This is a genomic window from Thermoleptolyngbya sp. M55_K2018_002, from assembly GCF_015295965.1.
In the GTDB taxonomy this organism is placed as follows: domain Bacteria; phylum Cyanobacteriota; class Cyanobacteriia; order Elainellales; family Elainellaceae; genus Thermoleptolyngbya; species Thermoleptolyngbya sichuanensis.
The window spans coordinates 21,850-39,534 of record NZ_DVEA01000096.1; the positions used below are offsets into that span (position 1 = coordinate 21,850).

Below are 17,685 nucleotides of genomic sequence, written 5' to 3' on the forward strand. Positions count from 1 at the left end.
GCCTATCCCTCTGCCACAGAGGGCACAAACTCTTCAAAGCCCGTCTCGAAGGGATTGTCTTCCAACCTTGGCGGCTCTGGTGGGGCTTCGGGGGTGGGCTGGAGCGTGGTCGCCTCCGAAATGGGTCGGCGGGCATCGATCAGGCTCATGGCACGGCTAACGCTCTCCGGCAGAATCACCACTAGCGCATCCTTGGGGGCCCGATCCAGCGCCGTATTAATGGCTTCGGTTTCGTCCAGAATCACGTCATATTTCAGACCTGGCTGGATTTGCCGAATACCTTCTTCGATAAACGCAGCTGCGCTGCCCCGCGCTCGTCCACGGGTGTCGTTGTCTTCTTTGATGTAAATCCGGTCGAAAATGGCAGCCGAGAGCCGACCGAGGGTAATGAAGTCCTCATCGCGGCGATCGCCCGGCCCGCCAATCACCCCGATCCGCTCCCCGTTCCAGTTCCGCACAAAGCCGCCCAGCGCCTCATAGCTGTGGGGATTGTGGGCATAGTCCAACAGGACATGAAACTCACCCAGATTAAACAGATTCATGCGGCCGGGAGTCTGGCTGGCAGAAGCCTGGAAGGTGGCAAGCCCCTGCCGAATAGCCTCGACCGGAACGCCCTGGGCAAAGGCCGCCAGCGAAGCCGCCAGCGCATTGGCAATCATAAACGGCGCACGGCCGCCCATCGTCAGGGGCACGCTGGCCGCCTCCATCAGCCGCAGCGCCCAGTCGCCTTTCACCAGCGTCAGGTAACCGTTTTCATAAATTGCCGCCAGTCCACCCTGAGCGACGTGGTTTTGCACCGTGGGATTGTCCGGGTTCATGGCAAAGTAGGCCACCTGCGACTTGACGCGGCCAGCCATCGCCGCCACCAGCGGGTCATCCGCATTCAGCACAGCATAGCCGCCCACCCCGACGCTTTCTGCCACGACGCTCTTAAGGTGTGCCAGTTGCTCCACCGTATCGATATCGCCAATACCCAAATGGTCGGCCGCCACATTCAGCACCACGCCCACATCGCACTGGTTAAAGCCCAGCCCAGAGCGCAAAATCCCGCCCCGCGCCGTTTCCAGCACCGCGACTTGCACCGTTGGATCTTGCAAAATCACCTGGGCGCTTTGGGGCCCTGTGGTGTCGCCCTTTTCCACTAGATAGTCGCCAATGTAGATGCCGTCGGTGGTGGTGTAGCCGACGATTTGTCCCGTTTGCTTGAAAATATGGGCAGTCAGGCGATTGGTGGTGGTTTTACCATTGGTGCCCGTCACCGCCACAATGGGCACACGGCCAGGCGTTCCGGGCGGAAACAGCATGTCGATGATGGCTTCGCCCACGTTGCGCGGCGTACCCTCGCTGGGTGAGAAGTGCATCCGCAGGCCCGGCGCGGCGTTGACTTCTACGATTACGCCATCCACCTCGCGCATGGGTTTAGAAATGTCGGGGGTTACCACGTCCAATCCGGCAATGTCCAGCCCAATGATTTTGGCGGCGCGTTCGGCAATCCAGCGGTTTTCAGGGTGGATGTCGTCCGTGCGATCGATGGCGATGCCGCCTGTGCTAAGGTTTGCGGTCGCCTTCAAGTAGCACACTTGCCCCATCGGCAGCACTGTATCCAGGTCATAGCCCTGGCGCTCCAGCATTTGAAAGGCAGCGCGATCTAGCTCGATCTGGGTCAACACGTTGTCGTGTCCTGTCCCCCGGCGGGGGTCGCGGTTGGTTTCGTCCACCAGTTCAGCAATGGTGGAGCGACCGTTGCCAACGACGTGAGCAGGGATGCGCTCTGCCACTGCCACCACTTTGCCACCGACGAGCAAGATCCGGTGATCGCGCCCGCGATAGAAGCGCTCGACAATTACTGCATGGGATTTTGAGGCAGCTTGGGCAGCATCGTAGGCTTCCTCGGCTTCTGCCATTGAGTTAATGTCGATGGTGATGCCGCGGCCATGGTTGCCGTCTAGCGGCTTGATGACGATGGGGAACCCGCCCACGTCTTCGATGGCTTGCTCCAGTTCATCCAGGTAGTAAATCGTGGTGCCACGAGGAACCGGAACACCCGCTTCGGCCAGCAGCCGCTTCGTCCCTTCCTTGTCGCTGGCTAGCTCTACGCCCAAAATGCCCGTGCCGCTGCTGAGGCTGGCCTGGATACGTTTCTGATATTCGCCGTAGCCAAGCTGGATGAGCGACCGCGTGCTGAGTGGCATCCAGGGAATCCCCCGCGCCTCGGCCGCGGCGACGATATGCTCGGTACTGGGGCCGAGCGCCGCTTCCATCGCCAGTTCTCGCAGGTCGTTCAGGTCTTGCTCCAGTTCTTCAACGGGATAGCGACCTGTGTCTACGATGCTCTGGCAAAGGCGAACCGCCGCCCGCGCTGCGTAGCGACCCGCCTGCTCGTTTTTGTACTCAATCACAACTTGGTAAACACCGGGAGTCGAGGTCTCGCGGGTGCGCCCAAAGCCGACGGTCATCCCGGCCAGCGTTTGCAATTCCAGCGCGACGTGTTCCACGATATGCCCCATCATGGTGCCTTCCTGGACGCGGCTGAGGAATCCGCCCCGGCAGCCGGGTGAGCAGTAGTGTTCGACCAAGCTGGGCAGGAGGGATACCAACCCGTCGTAAAATCCAGGGATTTCGTTAGACGGGCGATCGCTCAGGTCTTCGAGGTCGAGCCGGATGATCACCAGCTTCGGGTATCGAATGCTCCAGTAGTTGGGTCCTCGCAACGTCTGAGTCTTGAGAATCTTCATAGCGCTGGGATTCCAGGATAAAGTGCGGCTTTAGAAGCACGATAGTCTAGTGTCAAGCGGGATAACAAAGACAAACTGTATTATTTGAAACAGTTTTAAGTTTGTTTTAGAACTGCTCACTATAGATCTTTTGCCTGAATCCTGACGCATTTTTGCCTCCTGTGCAATGGCTAGGGAGACACTTTTGTGAGTAATTACCTATCGGGATGGAGCGATCGCTACCGATTTAGCACGACTCGCTTGTAGAAATCGAAGCGATCGCCATGACTGAGAATATGCACCCGCAAATTGTGGATGCTCAGGGGATCGTCCGTGCCCGCGTCGGGCTGATTGGTAAAGGAAATCTGACCTGGGTCAATCACCGTCACCGTGCCTTTGCCAATCACCTCAAAGGTTCCATTGCCCTGAAACATGGCGCAGGTATCTTCGTCGATGCCAATGCCTAGCTTTTCGGGATAGGCGGCGATCGCACTCATCAGTCGCGCCATCCGGTTGCGGTTATGAAAATGCTGATCCACCAGCACTTCGGGAATAATGTTGAGGCCCGTCGTCAGATCCACCAGCGACCGATTCGGCGGCTCACCACTGCCACCCCCCGCAATCATGTGCTGGCCCATCACCGCCGCGCCCGCGCTCGTGCCCGCCAGCGTAATTTCGCCCAGTTGAGCGCGAATTCTCACCTTTTCCATGATGGGCGTATCCGACAGCAGCCCGCATAGCCGCAACTGGTCGCCCCCGGTCATAAACACGCCCGTACAGTCTTCCAGAAACGCCTGCCAATCAGGATGGCTCCCCTGATCCCGATCTTGGATGTCGAAAATGGCAATATCCTTTGCGCCCATGTCTTCAAAAATCTCGCGGTAGCGGCTGCCAATCACCCCCGGCTCCCGCGAAGCCGAAGGAATAATGGCAATCCGCGCATCCGCACCGCGAGATCGATGAAAAAACGTGCGGAGAATTTCACGACCGTGGACTTTGTCTTCGGCACCGCCGATGACCATAACCGCTGTTTCTGTAGACTGGGGCATCCGTTGACGCTGGAGGGTAGGATCAGGTTGGAACATCCGCTCTGAAAGCGGACGGCGCGACACTAGCCGTTCTAATAATTTGCCAAGCCCGTGTTGAGTGTTACTCATTACTCGAGAGTGAAGGTTGCTGGCGAGTGGGGACTCAGGGAAAAACAGCCGGGAAATCTTCTACCGTGCAGTAAATATGCAGCAAGTATGCAGCGAAACCAGCGGTCAAGGCATGAACCCTCGGATAAATCGTCGAAAGACGAGCGATAGTGCTTGCAATGGTGCAGGGGCAATCTCGCAGGCGCGATCTCGCATATCATCGCCGACTCTGCTTTATCCTGATCAAGTTCAGTCGAATAGAATTTAGATTCGGCAAGTTAAATCAGCAAATCTAATGGGAATGGGTCTAGAGTCTAAGCGTAATTATTTAACCATACTCTCAAGCCTTTAACGGTAGTTTTTGTGCGAACCCTATCCTAGCTTCATTACATTCCCCTTGAGCATAGGTGCAAAAACCTATCGCCTTCTACGACCACCAACCCCCAAAGCCTCCAGAAACCACCCCGAAAACTATTCCAAAAAACAATACTCCAAAGCAGCCGCCTCCCCCTTCCAACCCTCTTCCCTCTTCGTTCTTCCCTCTTCCCTCTTCCCCCTCCGTTCTTCCCCCCGTGCGCTTCGACCTAATCACCCTGTTTCCCGATTTCTTTTCCTCTCCCCTGCAATCCGGACTGCTGGGCAAAGCGCTGGCAAACCAGATTGCGGAGGTGCATCTGACCAATCCCCGCGATTTCACGACCGACAAGCATCACAAGGTCGATGACGAACCCTATGGCGGCGGCGTGGGGATGTTGATGAAGCCGGAGCCGATCTTTGCGGCGGTGGAGTCGCTGCCCGTGCTGCCCCGACGGGAGGTGCTGCTCATGACTCCGCAGGGGGAGCCGATGTGCCAGCAGATGTTTCAGGAGTTTTCCAGCAGCCGGGATCAACTGGTCATTATCTGTGGACACTATGAGGGCGTAGACGAGCGCGTGTTGCATCTAGTGACGCGGGAAGTGTCGCTGGGGGATTTTGTATTGACTTGTGGCGAAATTCCGGCGCTGGCGCTGCTAAATGGCGTGATTCGCCTGCTGCCGGGAACAGTCGGCAAAGTAGAGTCGCTGAAGCTGGAAAGCTTTGAGGATGGGCTGCTGGACTATCCCCAATACACTCGGCCAGCGGAGTTTCGCGGGTGGCGAGTGCCCGATGTGCTGTTGTCGGGAAACCACCAGGCGATCGCCCGCTGGCGGCACGAACAGCAGATCGAGCGCACGCAGAAACGCCGCCCCGACCTTTGGCAGGCATGGCAGGAGCGGCAAAAGTCTTTCCCCAAAGAGCCTGATTAGCAGACTGCACCGGAAAATTACCTCGTTGGGCAATAGTCAGGATTGAGCAATAGCTCAGGTCAGATCAAGTTTCGGTTCCCATTTTGCTTGAATTTAGACAATCTAGGCTCAAGTTTCAGCTCAAACTCAGGACGGGCTGTAGTGATCAATCATTAAGGCAGCCAAAACTGCAAAGGCTGTAATACTGAGGGCGATCGCCGGATGTTGTCCCTGGCTAATGGCAAATGTGGTCACGGCTCCTGCGCCCAGCGTGGCAGTTAGAACCGCGCTCAACCAATCTTTTTTCGTGTTCTTATCGTACATTGAGCTAAACCGACCGAAAGTTTTTGATGGTGTTATTCGATACCCATCAACCTATCACCCAGGTCGGAAATTCCCAATTGAAGACTGGGAATTTGTAATCAAGGTTTAGTTTTGCATACGTTTCTTCACTTTTTGGGTGCGGTTTGTGAGCTATTGTAAACCGCTTCTGCTACGCGCTTTAGCCGCCGCAACTGCGCCTGCATATCCTGCCGGGTCCACTCTGCCGCAAACGTATTGAACCCATAGCGGACGATGGGATTGGGAATGCGAAACTCGAAGCGATTGACCAGCGTCGTGCCCGTGGAAGTCGGCTGACACTCCCAGCGATCGCGCCCCTGAAAGAATCCCCTAAACTCCCACACGATCAGCCCCGGCTCCCGCTCGACCACCGTGCTGTAGAGCGCAGGCTGCACCAGCGGCGTTTGAATTAGAAATCGGCTCTTGCCGCCCAGTTCCGTACTCCAAACACCCACAGGCTCACAGCGCAGCGCCGGATTGAGCCAGCGATGCATCAACTCTAGGTCAGTCAGACACTGCTCGACCGCCGTTGCGCTGGCGCTGATCTGAATAGATTGCTCAAAGATTTGAAAATCAGCCATTCTCCCCATCCCTTCTACTGCTGCTCCAACTTAGCCTGCAATTCGCCCTTAATTCGGCTCAGAATGGAGGCCTCGTCAAGAGAGTCAAGAATTTCGCTGACGACGGTTTTTAGCCCGGTGGGCCCCCAAGATGCGCCGTTGGCGAGGTAGGTTTTGGTGAGTTGGCCAATGACGTAGGTAGACACTCCTGCCACCCCCGCCTGGGCGATCGCCACGGAGGCATAGGGCAACACCGACGCGCCCCCGGTGGCTGGAGCCGCCGCACCCAGCAGGCTTTTCAGCGAACCCAGTCCCAGCGTCAGCAGCAGGTCGCTGGCCGTCACGCCGCCCAGCCCAATTGCCATTTTTTGCAGCAGCATGAGGGCGTTTTGCTGGGTCATAGGGATGCCGTAGAGGCGTGACAGGGTGACGATCAGGGCAATTTCAATCACCGCGCCGCCCAGCAGATCTAGCACGGTAATCGGGTTTAGGGCGATCGCCACGGCCTTGGTCATCACGCCCTGCCAGATCAGGTCATCGGCACTGCGATCGCGGATTTCGAGCTTGCGCTGCAACAGGCGATCGCTCACATCGTCGGCATAGAGCATCGTATTCAGCGCCACCAGCGACTTGCCCTCGCGGTGCAAAATCTCCAAAATTTTCAGCTTCAGGTCGTCTATCTGGGGCTTTCCGGCTTCTCGGCGCACCACAAGCTGACCATCAGGCTGACGCACGGCCGTCGTCGTTATCGGCGAAGCCGCCGCCATGACGATTTCGTCCGGCGACAGCAGTTCTCGCACGCGCTGGTCGCGGATGGTCTGATAAATCGCTTGACGATCGGCATCGGGATACTGATCCACCTTGTTGAACACCAGCAGCATCGGTTTAGCCGCCTGCCGCAGCGCCGACAACGCCTCGTATTCCACGCGAGTCATGTCCCCCGATACAACGAACAGGATTAGATCCGCCTGTTTGGCAATCTGCTGTGCCAGTTGTTCGCGCCCCTCGCCGTCTACTTCGTCGATGCCCGGTGTGTCGATCAGCTCTACCTGCGACTGGCCCGTTCCCGGCAGCGACACCCGCAGAACCTCCTGAGCGCTTCCGGCGATCGCCTCCTGCCGAATTTCCCAGTTCGCCGCCTGCACCGCCTGCGTGATGCCATGCACCGGCCCCGTTTCAAACACCGACTGCCCCAGCAGCGCATTCAGCAGCGACGACTTGCCCCGCCCCACCATGCCAAACACCGCAATTTGCACCACCATACGGTCGAGCTTTTGCAGCAGGGTTTGCAGGCTAGTTAGCTCTGTTTCCAGACCCGATCGCTCTCGCGGGGTCAGATCTAGCCCATTCACCAGATCCCGCAGCGCGTCCTGCGCCTGACAGTAGGTTAGGTCTGCCTGGATCTCGCGAAAACTGGCGATCGCCTCGTCCAGTTCTTGATCCAGGGCGGGGTCAAAGGGCGATCGCTCGGCAGCGTCCTGAGCCGGGTTTGTAGGAAGGGTTCTAGTGTGGGGACTGCCTGAACGGTCTGACCTGTCCTTACGATCTGCCAATCTCAAACTCCTGCAATGATCCAGCCAACAATTCAAAACTATGACCCCGCCCCATTGCCCTCTCAGATCCGCCTCAAACGGCAGCTTTACAAGTTAGCTACAAGTAGCCACTGGCACACAAGTTGACTACAAGTTGGCTCAGCAAGGGGCATGGAATTGGGATACGAAGCGCCTCATCGCGCCTGCTCGATGTCTTGCCCGATATCCTGCTCTATGTCTAATCCTAGCGATTTCCCAAGCGGGTCGTAGAAGACGGACTGACAAGCGCTTTCGATACCTTCTCCAAATCCAGTCACATTCTCTACAAAATGCGGACTATAAAACGCGAAAGTGCATCCAACTGAGTCGGATGCACTGTTCAATGGTTTGGGCTAACGGTTGGACTAGCTGTTGAGCTAACGGTTGGACTAGCTATTGAGCTAGCTGTTGAACCAGCGGATTGTGCTACGACAACGCTTCCAGATAATCGCGGACGCGGTTGCGGCGCTTGGGCTGACGCAGCTTTTGCAGCGCCTTCGCCTCGATCTGGCGCACCCGCTCACGAGACAGATCCAGCGCCCGGCCAATTTCCGCCAGAGAATAGGGCTGTCCGTTGCCCAGTCCAAAGCGCATCTGAATTACGTCGCGCTCGCGGCTGGTAAGGTCGGTAAGCAACTGCTGCAAATCGCGGATCAGAGATTCTCGCATCAGCAGTTCCTCTGGCGATGCGCCTTCGGTTTCCAGCAGGTCGCCCAGTTCCGTGTCGCGCTCCTTGCCTACTTTGGTTTCCAATGACACAGCGCGGGGGACGCGCTGCAACACCTCGCGTACCTGGGGCGCGGTCATGTCGAGTTCGGCAGCGATGTCTTCGTAGGTGGCGGTGCGGCCCTTTTCCTGGGAGACTTTGCGCTGCGCTTTCTTGATTTTGTTGAGCTTTTCGGTGATGTGGACGGGCAGGCGGATAATTCGGCTTTGGGTGGCGATCGCCCGCGTGATGCCCTGCCGAATCCACCAGTAGGCGTAGGTGCTGAAGCGATAACCCTTCGTCGGGTCAAATTTCTCCACTGCTCGCTCCAGACCCAGCGTGCCCTCTTGAATCAGATCCAGCAATTCCAGCCCGCGATTCTGATACTTCTTGGCCACCGACACCACTAGGCGCAGGTTGGCTTTGATCATGTGATCCTTGGCAGCCAGCCCTTCCGACTGCACCAGTTCCAGTTCCTCTACAGGACGCTGCACCAGCTCAGCCCAGCGACGCTTGCCCTGTGCCAGCAGCGGCTTCAGTTCTGTCACGGCGATCCCCGCCGCCTCGGCCCAGCGCTCTAGCGAGGGACGATGCCCCAGCATAGAGGCCAGCCGATCTTGGGTTTCCATAATTTGCAGGTAGTGCTGGAGCGCTTGGTCGCCCTGTTCGGCTGCTTTGTGGCAAGCCTCTAGCAAAGACATATAGCGCTGCACCTTTTGAGCTTCCGAGACTTCTTCATCGCGCCCCAGGAGCCGCACCCGCCCAATTTCCTGGAGGTAGAGTCGCACCAGGTCAGTCGTGCGCCGCGCGGTGGCGTTTTTGCCGATTGCACCCGCCCCATACTCCATTTCCAGGCTTGCCAAATCCTCGCTCAGTTGCGCTTCTAGATCGTCATCTTGAGCGTTGACAGCGCCAGTTTGAAGCTCAAAGCTATTCGAGGAGTCGTTGTAGTCCGCCTCAGCGGAGAAAGATCTTGCTGGCATAGTACTCGTCTCAGTTGCTCCAGGTAACAAGGGGCTTCTTTCACTGCTTACCGATAGTGTTCCCGGTATTCAGGACTAATTCATCAGGACTGAAAAAGAATATTCAGGTTCCATCCAAGCGTTTCTTGAGCGTCGCGGCTCGCAAAGACTTCCAGTCCTCTGCACAAAGCGATGCCAACTGACCCTGCGACTAGAGTCGAGTGCCACATCCGAAAGGGGAGACTTGCGGAGGAGTGGCCGGGTGGCAGGTCGCGGCAGGCGCTTAGTCTAAGGACATGGTTTCAGTCAACAGTCCACACCGAGATTCGGTTTTGGTTGGTGACAACTCTTATTGACAACTCAATTTGACAACTCAATGAGAATCCAAACGCTAGGCCAGTCCTGAGGATTCGGTCTGTAAACATCTATCGGCTTTAGCCAATGGGTTTACGCAGGTTTCACGTTAGGTTCTGCGTAGGTCTTATGACGACGCAGTGTTAATGCTAGTGGTCTAGAAGCACCCCGTTTCGGCGGCAAACGGCTCAATGCCTGTTATCACAAAGCGGTCTTGATGCAAGACGCAGACTCAAGCGAGTCACAAACAGGTCGATAGAGGCAGTTTGCACAAAGCTCTTACATAAAGTTCTACAGGCCGCCCTCCGAAAATTCCCGAGGGGGCCTCTGAAGTTCACACTTCCTACATCAAAAGAACCCATATTCGGCGGGTCTTTTGTCCGCAAAAAGGCGGAGTCTGGTTTCAAAGAATACAAATTTGAAACCCGAATTCCGGCGGTGCGTGAGATTTGGGTGAGCGATCGCCCCTTTCCCTTTTTCAGACTATATTTTCTGCTGGCTCTATGGCTGCTAGACAGCGTGACCGCCGAGTTGCACAAATGGCTGATCTCAGGCACATCTCGCGCCTTTAGACGAGGAATTCAAGGGCTGTATGAATCGAGTTAGGTACAGGCAGCGTGAATAAAACAGGGCGATCGCCCTGCTGTGTAATCTGCTTTGTTAATAGTTTGTATAGATATTGTCCAGGGCCTTGCAAAATTTTGAGTCTTTAGGATGCGGATGATGAGGATGCAGATGACGGCTTTGGGACAACGTTGATTACGTGCCCTGGCTTTTGGGTCGATTCCAGCCTACTAATTTGCACAGGGACAAGGGGTATGCCGGTTGCCAGCATTGCCGAGGGCTTGCCGGAGTTGCTGCTTGAGGTCTTCTTCAATAGCGCTGCGGACGCTAGCCGTGGCAACGCCAGTCACAGGCAGTCTCCGTTGCGCTTGAAACTGCTGAACGGCGCTAACCGTGCGCGGCCCATAAAACTCGCTGATGGACAGATCCGGACTCACGGTTTGTTTCAGTCCGTGGTGCAAGTTGCGGACAAGCTGGCGTGCTTTTTCCTGGGTGGGCTGGTCTGCTTCGCCCGTCAGCGGCAGCCCGTAGTGTGCCTGAAAGGTGCGAATTGCCAGTTGCAGGTCATCCCTCGCCCGCTGGCTTTGTCCTTTGCGCTGCTCTGGCTGCGGGTCGTTTTGCAGGCTGTCCGAATTTGCGTCCGAATTTGCGTCCGAATTTGCGAAATATCCCAGCCCCGATAGCACGGCGATGAATTGTTGCAAAGAATAAACCGTTTTCATAGTCACGAATCCTGAAGTTTGGTCGGGGGGTCGGGCGCTAGGTGCGCTGCAAGGGCTAGACTAGCTCCCCGCAAGGTAACCTTGCTAAAACCCTGAAACTGCTCAGGACTTACGCACTTGCGATAAGCTCTTTGGGTTTTGGACAATTTCTCGCGGGCGCAGCCCGCGAGAAATTGTCCAACTGCGTAAGTCATTCTGCTATTTAATCCTGAAGGCTTGATGGTGGAACCTTGCACTGGAAAACCGTCTGAAAGGAAGGGCGGGGGTGCAATGGGAACACCCCCACTTGCAGAAGGTTCGTTCACCAAGTCGAGATACAATCCTGAATCGCTCTCTAGTATCAAGATAGGCAAAGGCTCGAAATAACTCTTCATGCTGCGGTGTAGACCCAGATCACCCGCTCTGATCACCCGCTAGCATGAACCTCTAGGTTTATTGCAAAAAGGGCGATCGCAAAACCCGTCCTTCTCCATCGAAAAAGGGGTGGATGGTGCGATCGCCCTTGACACCAGACCCATTTCCCAGTGGTTTCAGCTTTATGGAGTCAAACAAGCTCAAACCTGTGGCGGGAAGCAGGGGGTGCGTCTCACTTTTGTAACCTTCACCGTAAATCCCTCTCCCAAAGCGGGAGAGGGACTTTCAATCCGGCTCCCCTTCTCCTGGTCTGGGAGAAGGGGCTGGGGGATGAGGGCGAACTTGCAGAACTGGGATGCGCCCAGCAGGGGAGGCGATTAGCCAGTCGATTAAGAATTAGAGGAATCAGGCAGGTCTTCTGGGCTGGCAGCAGGCGGCTCAGTAGGCTGGAGGCGCTGGGTTGCATCGGCGATCGCCCCCTGAGCCTGTTCCGAAAGCTGCTGTGCCTTGTCCTGCGCCTGGGCCGTGAGATTGGCCACAGACTCTTTGGCTTTTTCCCCCGTTGCTTGCAGTTGGGTTGTCGCATCGGCCAGCTTCTCCTTGGCTTGGGCGGCAGCGCTCTCAGCGGTTTGCTGAAGCTGGCCAGCTTTATCCGCAAGGGTTTCTTTTGCCTTTTCGGTCGTTTGCTGAAGCTGCTCAGCTTTCTCTGCAAGGGTGGCTTTGGTTTGCTCGGTCAGCGATTGGGCACTGCTTTGTGCCTGCCCAACGAAGCCCGTCAGCTTTTGCTTGAGGTTGCTGACATCTGCTTTGGTTTGAGAATAATCATTTTTGAGGAAATCCCGCGCCTGCTGAACTTTCTGCACCACGCCGGGGCTTTCCAACTCCGCCGCCTCGACCGAAGACACCGTGCAGACCAAGCGGCGATCGCTCACGCCAATCACGCCTGCCGGATGCAGCCGATGCAGTCCCTTCGTCAGCCCGCCCCAGCCGTCGGTCGTAAACAGGTAATCCAGCACGCGCCCGCTCGTCGGGTCAAGGCGATAATCCACCACCAGCCCAGCGCGGCTGCCGCTATCCGTCCACACCTCATCACCCAGCACAAACACAACCGTATCGGGCTTGGTCGGTTCTGGGCCAATGTGGGCCTTGAGAATCACTCCTTCAGAGCCGATGCTGGCAATTTGTAGCCAATTATAGGCATGGCGCTTAATCCCCAATGCGCCTGCTGTGCATTCCAGCCCCACAATTTGATGCGCTTTGGGATCGAGCCAGAGCCGACTGACGCGCCCGACTTCCTCAGCCGTATCAGGCTTGATGACAACTTTGCCGATCACCTCACTTTGCAACATGACGGGAGTTGCCGCAGCAGTGGAATCAGTAGTCATAGGGATTTGGGGGATTAGGGTTTGGAAATTAAGGTTTGGAAAGACGAAGGGATGGGGATGTTTGCGGCAGTGCAGGAAACGGTTGCGTAGCCAGACTTTTGACCTGAATGCTGAATCCTGCCGCCTGCCTACTCCTAAAGGATAGATGCTGTTTTTTGATTCCTGGGCATTCTAAACAAATAATTTCGTCCAATCAGGTTAGGACTTACGCAGTTGGACGATTTCTCGCGGGCGCAGCTCGCGAGAAATCGTCCAAAATCCAGAAAACCTATCGCAAGTGCGTCAGTCCTGCACGTTGTAATTTTGTCTGAACAGTTTCCCAATTGACAGCAATCTTGACAGCGATCGCCCGGTTGTGGAGACCTTCGGGCTTGGAAGCTTTCCCGGCCAGGGCTGGCTCGGTCTGTCTGCTGTTGGGACTGTTTCCGACCGATAGATAACCTGTTCTAGATAACCTGTTCATGATATCGAGCGACTTCCCGACCGATTGTTCCGCAGAATCTCCGCTATCGGAAACGCTAACTGGAGTGCTGCCTGAGACGCTGACTGAGGCGCTGACTGGGGAACTGCCTGAGGCCCTAGCCGAGAATTTTTTGATGCCTCGATTGCGCGAGGCCGGCCTTCAGGTGCTTAGCTCAGAGTCCACGCTGGAGGAACTGCCGCTGCACGACTTTCGGGCAGATTGTGGACAGACGGGGCTGCAAGTTGCGGCGGTGTTTGAGCAGCATCCAGCGCTGCCGGGCGTGGTGCTGTGGGATGCGGCGCGGTTTGTGGGGATGCTGTCGCGTCAGCGCTTGCTGGAATATCTGCTGCGGCCGCATGGGGCGGAGTTGTTTCTCGGTCGCCCGCTGAAAGTCTTGCACAGCTACGCCGCCCAGCCGCCGCTAATGCTACCAGGGCACACGCCGATTCTGGCAGCGGCGCAGCAAGTCCTTCGGCGATCGCCCGACCAGTTCAACGAGCCAATCGTGGTGCAGGCAGACGGGGCGTATTATCTGCTCAGCCCCCACGATCTAAACCGGGCCCACTGGCAGATTCGCGGCATCGAAACCCAGGTGCGCTATGAGCGAACCCAGGTGCAACTGATTCAGAGCGAAAAAATGGCTGGGCTGGGGAGACTGGTGGACGGCGTGGCCCATGAAATCCTCGACCCGGTGGGCTTTATCTGGGGAAACCTCAGCCATGTGTCGAGCTATGCCGCCGACCTGCTGAATCTAATCGCCGCCTACGAAGCCAGCCTGCCGTCGGTGCCGCCTGCGGTGCGGCAGCTTCAGCAAGCTATTGAGCTAGATTACGTAAAACGGGATCTGCCCCAGGCGATCGCCAGCATCCGCGCCGGAGCCGAACGGCTCAAGAACCTGGCCACCAGCCTGCAAAACTTTTGCCATGTGGATGAGGTCTATCCCAAGCCTGCCAACCTGCATGAATGCCTTGACAGCATGGTGCTGCTGCTAAAAAGCCGCCTGACTGGAGAAATCGACATCGTGTGTGAATATGGGCATCTGCCGCCCGTGCCCTGCTTTATTGGGCAACTGAGTCAGGTGTTTATGAATATTTTGATCAACGCCGTCGAGGCGCTGCTGGACTCGGCCACTTACCAGAACTGGGTTGAGGGGATGGGCGATCGCCCCACCCACGCGGCGGCCGGTTCTCTCCGCAAACCCCAAATCGTCATCACTACAGCCATCCAGGGACTGTTAGACCCATCACCCGGCGGCGGGACATGGGCTAACCCATCGGGGGCGATCGCGCCAGCCGACTCGGGCCCCATCCAAGCAACCGCTAAAACAGCTCAGTCGCCCTCAGGCGCAGCAGCGCGAAACGAACGCCGCTGGGTGTCTGTCCGCATTAGGGACAACGGCCCCGGACTCTCGCCCGAAGTCCAGCAGCGTATTCTAGAGTCGTTCACCGTCGAGCGTCGTGCTGCCAAAGAAACCAGCCTATCCGTCAGCTATCAAATTGTCACCGCCAAACACGGCGGCCAGTTTCGCCTCAAGTCACCCGCCCTTTTCCCAGCCGACGCGCCCGCTGGCATCGGCACCGAATTTGAAATTCTTTTGCCGCTGTCATAAGCGCTGTCATAAGCACGCTCATAGGCGCGATCACCGAACCCGCCTGCCTTCCCAAAACCCGATCACTACCCCTCCCTGGAATCCAGGTGCGATCGCCGAGTCTCCTGCTCGATCAGCATTTTGGCAATGCCCTGGAAGTTTTGTGCGGCAAATTGGAAGTAGGTGGCGGCTTTGGTATCGGCTCCGAGTTCCAGGAAATAAACGGCGTGTTCCAGCGCCGCCTGGGCGATCGCATACTGTCGCGTAATCGGTGATTGCATAACGTTCATGGTTAGTCACAACAGTCATAACAGTCACAACAGAGGTCGGCGCGGCGGAGGTCGTGAAGTGCCGCAGGGCGCTGACTCTACCCGCGACTACAGCCCAGGGTTGACCAAAAGCTGCGATCGCCACAACCCCGCCCGACACACAAACGCGCAATATTGCCGAATCAGCGCTTGCTGGCTAGAGGGCGGCAACCGCCGGGCTGTGTCGTATCGGGCGATCGCCCAGGCAATGGCATCGGCGGCATCGATGGGCACTCCCGCCTCGATCAGCTTGCGCCAATAGGTGGGTTTGATTTCGCGAGTCAAATTGCGTCGAGGTAGCGCTGGCCGAGTCTCATTCATGGCTGGAACACTCTCTGGGTTAGCTGTGACTACTATCTCCTGTTTCACGCTCCAGCCGGGTGATTCCACAAATCTGGGGGGGTGATAATTCTCTGAGAATCGGGTGACTGCCAGGGCCCCTGCATGGTGATGGAATGCCCTGGACAATGTGATGAGTATCACAGGGATTGGGCAGGTCGGATTCGCAGTCCGGAGTAGACAGTGAAACGCTTGGATCTGCGCCTTCGTTACAAAACTTGACCCGTCACAAAACTTGAGCGGAACCACTTTAGGATTTTGGGCACACAGGTTAAAATAGAACAAGCGAACTAAATTCAGGCTCGGTTCGATTGTTTGAGTAATTTTTGAGTTCTAGGGTCAAGTTCTAGTTTGAGTTCTAGTTTGAGTTCCAAGTCTTTTAAGTCTTTAAAGTTCTATACTTTGATTCCTATACTGTCCGTAGCGATTTCTGCGCCGCCATAGCCAGCCCCTCCGTCCTCTCTACCCTCCCACAGCCATGAGCTTCTTCCAGCGAATTCAAGACGTGTTTGGTTTGGGCGAACCCTACGACGATGCCGAGTACGAAGACCTGGGATACACTGCCGAAGATGAGTCCTACGGCTATGCTGATGCCTACCCTGAGCAAGTTCCGCTCCCGTCGCCCGCCCCTCGCCGCCGTGGGGGTGCTGCGCCAAATAGCGTCCCCAATAATGTCGTAGGCCTGCCGCGTGCTGCTGGGCATCAGCCTGAAGTGGTGTTGATGGAGCCGCGCTCCTTTGAAGAAATTCCCCAAGCGGTGCGGGCGCTGCGAGAGCGCAAGTCAGTCATTCTGAATCTAGGGCTAATGGAGCCAGACCAGGCCCAGCGGGCGGCCGACTATGTGGCAGGTGGAGCCTATGCGGTGGATGGACACCAAGAGCGGCTGGGCGACCACATTTTCCTATTCACTCCCAGCTTTGTGCAGATCAGCAGCTTTACCTCGATGGGCCGGGGCGATCTGCCGCTGGGTAACCTGACCTATCCTCCCACTCCGACCCCAAAGGGGCCGCCAACCTCGCCGCCACCCTGGCCCGGCAATGCGTTCTGATCGCCGCCTGATTGCCACTTCTGAACGTCTGCCTTGGATGAGCGATCGCCCATCTGCCCCCTACTACGCCCTCTACGAAGAGTCGGTTCTAGAGCAAGGTTTCCAGATCGTCAAACACCTTTTCTCCTTCGCGGCTCCACTGGCTGAGCCACTTCATCACCTCTAGCGGTAGGGGCGATCGCGCACGCTGGGCGCTGTCAATGCACACATGCTTGGTAAAGGCGCGGGCAACGCAGGTTTCCTGGATTTCGGGAATCTCCTTGCCCACTCGCTCCACCGTAAACACTTCGTACTCGATCTCAAACTCGCTGTCCTTCAGCTTTTTGGGCGTGACGTAAATCTTCTGCTCGTCGCCACAAAAAGACGGCCGCATGAAATCTACCGTGGCGTGGGTGATGGGAATCGCAATACGCGGGTAGCAAAAAAAGGCATTGAGATTAATCCCTGAGGCGGCGAGGGAGGCTTCATAGGCTTCGTGGCACATAGCCAGCACGTTGGCAAAATACACAACGCCGGCCGCGTCGGTGTCTTGAAAGCGGACAGTGCGAGAGTAAGTGAAGGGCATACCCAAATAACGGCTTAGGGACAGATTTAGTCTTTGATGAAAATCCTATCAATTCTCTTAGAGGGTGTTTGAAAAGGTATCGCCTGTAATGTTAAGCACTCAGAGATCCCCCCTAGCCCCCCTTAAAAAGGGGGGAAACCGCCTTAAAGTCCCCCTTTTTAAGGGGGATTTAGGGGGATCTGCACGCTTTGCTCCAAACAGTAGGACTTTTCAGACATCCTCTTAGACAACTCTCTTAGAGAACCTACTTTGTACACACAAGTTCTCAGGCTTGAGCAGCGATGCCTTGATCCCCCCCCAGCCCCCTTTAAATAAGCAGGAACCGAACTCAAGCGGCGGTGCTTTGATCCCTCCTAGCCCCCCTTACTTAAGGGGGGAACCGAAACCCGAAGCAGGGAGAACCGGATCGGAAGTCCCCCTTAATCAAGGGGGATTTAGGGAGATCTCTCAGAGCCTTACGCAAATAATCGAAATGGGTGTACACAATAGCCTAGACAGCGCGACCCATGAAGCTGCTAAAAATAGCTGAAAGTCTTGCGGCATATCAAGTTAAATCAGCTAAACCAACAATTAACCCAACATTCTAAAATCGCCAATCTAAAATCGTCAGTCTAAACTTTAGAACTGACATTGCTTCCTCATTATGCCGGGTGGAGGGATCATTCCACCAGTTGCACACAAAAACGCGCTGCAAACTTTGGAATTGCTTAAGGCACATGGGCATCGCTTGTGTTCTGTA

At 56.3% G+C, this 17,685-nt stretch carries 15 protein-coding genes; 4 read left to right on the forward strand and 11 right to left on the reverse strand.

Annotated elements, in window-relative coordinates; translation table 11 throughout:
* Positions 1 to 2: 2 nt before the first annotated feature.
* Together cphA and IGS51_RS04905 are read right to left on the reverse strand one after the other, a co-directional pair.
* Complete coding sequence (gene cphA, locus IGS51_RS04900; RefSeq protein ID WP_297076648.1) at positions 3 to 2,735, reverse strand: cyanophycin synthetase; 2,733 nt, start codon at positions 2,733 to 2,735, stop codon at positions 3 to 5.
* 218 nt (positions 2,736 to 2,953) lie between these two features.
* Entirely contained in the window at positions 2,954 to 3,763 is an 810-nt protein-coding gene (locus IGS51_RS04905) for a cyanophycinase (RefSeq protein ID WP_367279260.1), read from the reverse strand.
* 659 nt (positions 3,764 to 4,422) lie between these two features.
* Between IGS51_RS04905 and trmD the strand changes: the two genes are divergently transcribed.
* The gene (gene trmD, locus IGS51_RS04910; protein ID WP_297076653.1) at positions 4,423 to 5,136 is read left to right on the forward strand and encodes a tRNA (guanosine(37)-N1)-methyltransferase TrmD; all 714 of its coding nucleotides are present in this window, start codon (positions 4,423 to 4,425) and stop codon (positions 5,134 to 5,136) included.
* A gap of 126 nt (positions 5,137 to 5,262) precedes the next feature.
* Here the strand turns inward: trmD and IGS51_RS04915 are convergent, their stop codons facing one another.
* The 4 genes from IGS51_RS04915 to sigC all read right to left on the reverse strand — a co-directional run bounded on the left by IGS51_RS04915 (position 5,263) and on the right by sigC (position 9,277).
* Positions 5,263 to 5,409: a hypothetical protein gene (locus tag IGS51_RS04915; RefSeq protein WP_172353196.1), complete on the reverse strand. Its 147-nt coding sequence runs from the start codon at positions 5,407 to 5,409 to the stop codon at positions 5,263 to 5,265.
* Between the two features lie 155 nt (positions 5,410 to 5,564).
* On the reverse strand, positions 5,565 to 6,038 hold the full coding sequence (locus tag IGS51_RS04920; protein WP_297076655.1) for an SRPBCC family protein: 474 nt from the start codon (positions 6,036 to 6,038) through the stop codon (positions 5,565 to 5,567).
* A gap of 14 nt (positions 6,039 to 6,052) precedes the next feature.
* On the reverse strand, positions 6,053 to 7,462 hold the full coding sequence (locus IGS51_RS04925; protein WP_297076694.1) for a GTP-binding protein: 1,410 nt from the start codon (positions 7,460 to 7,462) through the stop codon (positions 6,053 to 6,055).
* A 552-nt stretch (positions 7,463 to 8,014) separates the two neighbouring features.
* A complete protein-coding gene (sigC, locus tag IGS51_RS04930) occupies positions 8,015 to 9,277 on the reverse strand; it encodes an RNA polymerase sigma factor SigC (RefSeq protein ID WP_297076657.1) in 1,263 nt (420 codons plus the stop codon).
* Positions 9,278 to 10,048: 771 nt separating this feature from the next.
* Between sigC and IGS51_RS04935 the strand changes: the two genes are divergently transcribed.
* Positions 10,049 to 10,216: a hypothetical protein gene (locus IGS51_RS04935; RefSeq protein ID WP_297076659.1), complete on the forward strand. Its 168-nt coding sequence runs from the start codon at positions 10,049 to 10,051 to the stop codon at positions 10,214 to 10,216.
* Positions 10,217 to 10,404: 188 nt separating this feature from the next.
* On the opposite strand, the gene IGS51_RS04940 is transcribed toward IGS51_RS04935, so the two are convergent.
* A complete protein-coding gene (locus IGS51_RS04940) occupies positions 10,405 to 10,896 on the reverse strand; it encodes a peptidoglycan-binding protein (RefSeq protein ID WP_297076662.1) in 492 nt (163 codons plus the stop codon).
* A 743-nt stretch (positions 10,897 to 11,639) separates the two neighbouring features.
* Positions 11,640 to 12,635 (reverse strand): PRC-barrel domain-containing protein, encoded by a 996-nt coding sequence (locus IGS51_RS04945; RefSeq protein ID WP_297076664.1) that lies wholly within the window; start codon positions 12,633 to 12,635, stop codon positions 11,640 to 11,642.
* Between the two features lie 461 nt (positions 12,636 to 13,096).
* On the opposite strand from IGS51_RS04945, the gene IGS51_RS04950 reads away from it, so the two are divergent.
* Entirely contained in the window at positions 13,097 to 14,707 is a 1,611-nt protein-coding gene (locus tag IGS51_RS04950) for an ATP-binding protein (RefSeq protein WP_297076667.1), read from the forward strand.
* Between the two features lie 65 nt (positions 14,708 to 14,772).
* On the opposite strand, the gene IGS51_RS04955 is transcribed toward IGS51_RS04950, so the two are convergent.
* Positions 14,773 to 14,967 carry a hypothetical protein gene (locus IGS51_RS04955; RefSeq protein WP_297076669.1) on the reverse strand — a complete coding sequence of 65 codons (195 nt, stop codon included), beginning with the start codon at positions 14,965 to 14,967 and terminating at the stop codon, positions 14,773 to 14,775.
* 96 nt (positions 14,968 to 15,063) lie between these two features.
* Positions 15,064 to 15,315: a hypothetical protein gene (locus tag IGS51_RS04960; protein ID WP_205369677.1), complete on the reverse strand. Its 252-nt coding sequence runs from the start codon at positions 15,313 to 15,315 to the stop codon at positions 15,064 to 15,066.
* 496 nt (positions 15,316 to 15,811) lie between these two features.
* On the opposite strand from IGS51_RS04960, the gene IGS51_RS04965 reads away from it, so the two are divergent.
* Positions 15,812 to 16,381 carry a cell division protein SepF gene (locus IGS51_RS04965; RefSeq protein WP_297076675.1) on the forward strand — a complete coding sequence of 190 codons (570 nt, stop codon included), beginning with the start codon at positions 15,812 to 15,814 and terminating at the stop codon, positions 16,379 to 16,381.
* A gap of 88 nt (positions 16,382 to 16,469) precedes the next feature.
* Here the strand turns inward: IGS51_RS04965 and IGS51_RS04970 are convergent, their stop codons facing one another.
* The gene (locus tag IGS51_RS04970; RefSeq protein WP_068514286.1) at positions 16,470 to 16,946 is read right to left on the reverse strand and encodes a thioesterase family protein; all 477 of its coding nucleotides are present in this window, start codon (positions 16,944 to 16,946) and stop codon (positions 16,470 to 16,472) included.
* Between the last annotated feature and the right edge of the window lie 739 nt (positions 16,947 to 17,685).

What these genes read in the sequence shown, in the direction of transcription:
- cphA (WP_297076648.1), bottom strand. Translation starts at nt 2,735, where the DNA reads ATGAAGATTCTCAAGACTCAGACGTTGCGAGGACCCAACTACTGGAGC.
- IGS51_RS04905 (WP_367279260.1), bottom strand. Translation starts at nt 3,763, where the DNA reads ATGCCCCAGTCTACAGAAACAGCGGTTATGGTCATCGGCGGTGCCGAA.
- IGS51_RS04920 (WP_297076655.1), bottom strand. Translation starts at nt 6,038, where the DNA reads ATGGCTGATTTTCAAATCTTTGAGCAATCTATTCAGATCAGCGCCAGC.
- sigC (WP_297076657.1), bottom strand. Translation starts at nt 9,277, where the DNA reads ATGCCAGCAAGATCTTTCTCCGCTGAGGCGGACTACAACGACTCCTCG.
- IGS51_RS04940 (WP_297076662.1), bottom strand. Translation starts at nt 10,896, where the DNA reads ATGAAAACGGTTTATTCTTTGCAACAATTCATCGCCGTGCTATCGGGG.
- IGS51_RS04945 (WP_297076664.1), bottom strand. Translation starts at nt 12,635, where the DNA reads ATGACTACTGATTCCACTGCTGCGGCAACTCCCGTCATGTTGCAAAGT.
- IGS51_RS04950 (WP_297076667.1), top strand. Translation starts at nt 13,097, where the DNA reads ATGATATCGAGCGACTTCCCGACCGATTGTTCCGCAGAATCTCCGCTA.
- IGS51_RS04955 (WP_297076669.1), bottom strand. Translation starts at nt 14,967, where the DNA reads ATGCAATCACCGATTACGCGACAGTATGCGATCGCCCAGGCGGCGCTG.
- IGS51_RS04960 (WP_205369677.1), bottom strand. Translation starts at nt 15,315, where the DNA reads ATGAATGAGACTCGGCCAGCGCTACCTCGACGCAATTTGACTCGCGAA.
- IGS51_RS04965 (WP_297076675.1), top strand. Translation starts at nt 15,812, where the DNA reads ATGAGCTTCTTCCAGCGAATTCAAGACGTGTTTGGTTTGGGCGAACCC.
- IGS51_RS04970 (WP_068514286.1), bottom strand. Translation starts at nt 16,946, where the DNA reads ATGCCCTTCACTTACTCTCGCACTGTCCGCTTTCAAGACACCGACGCG.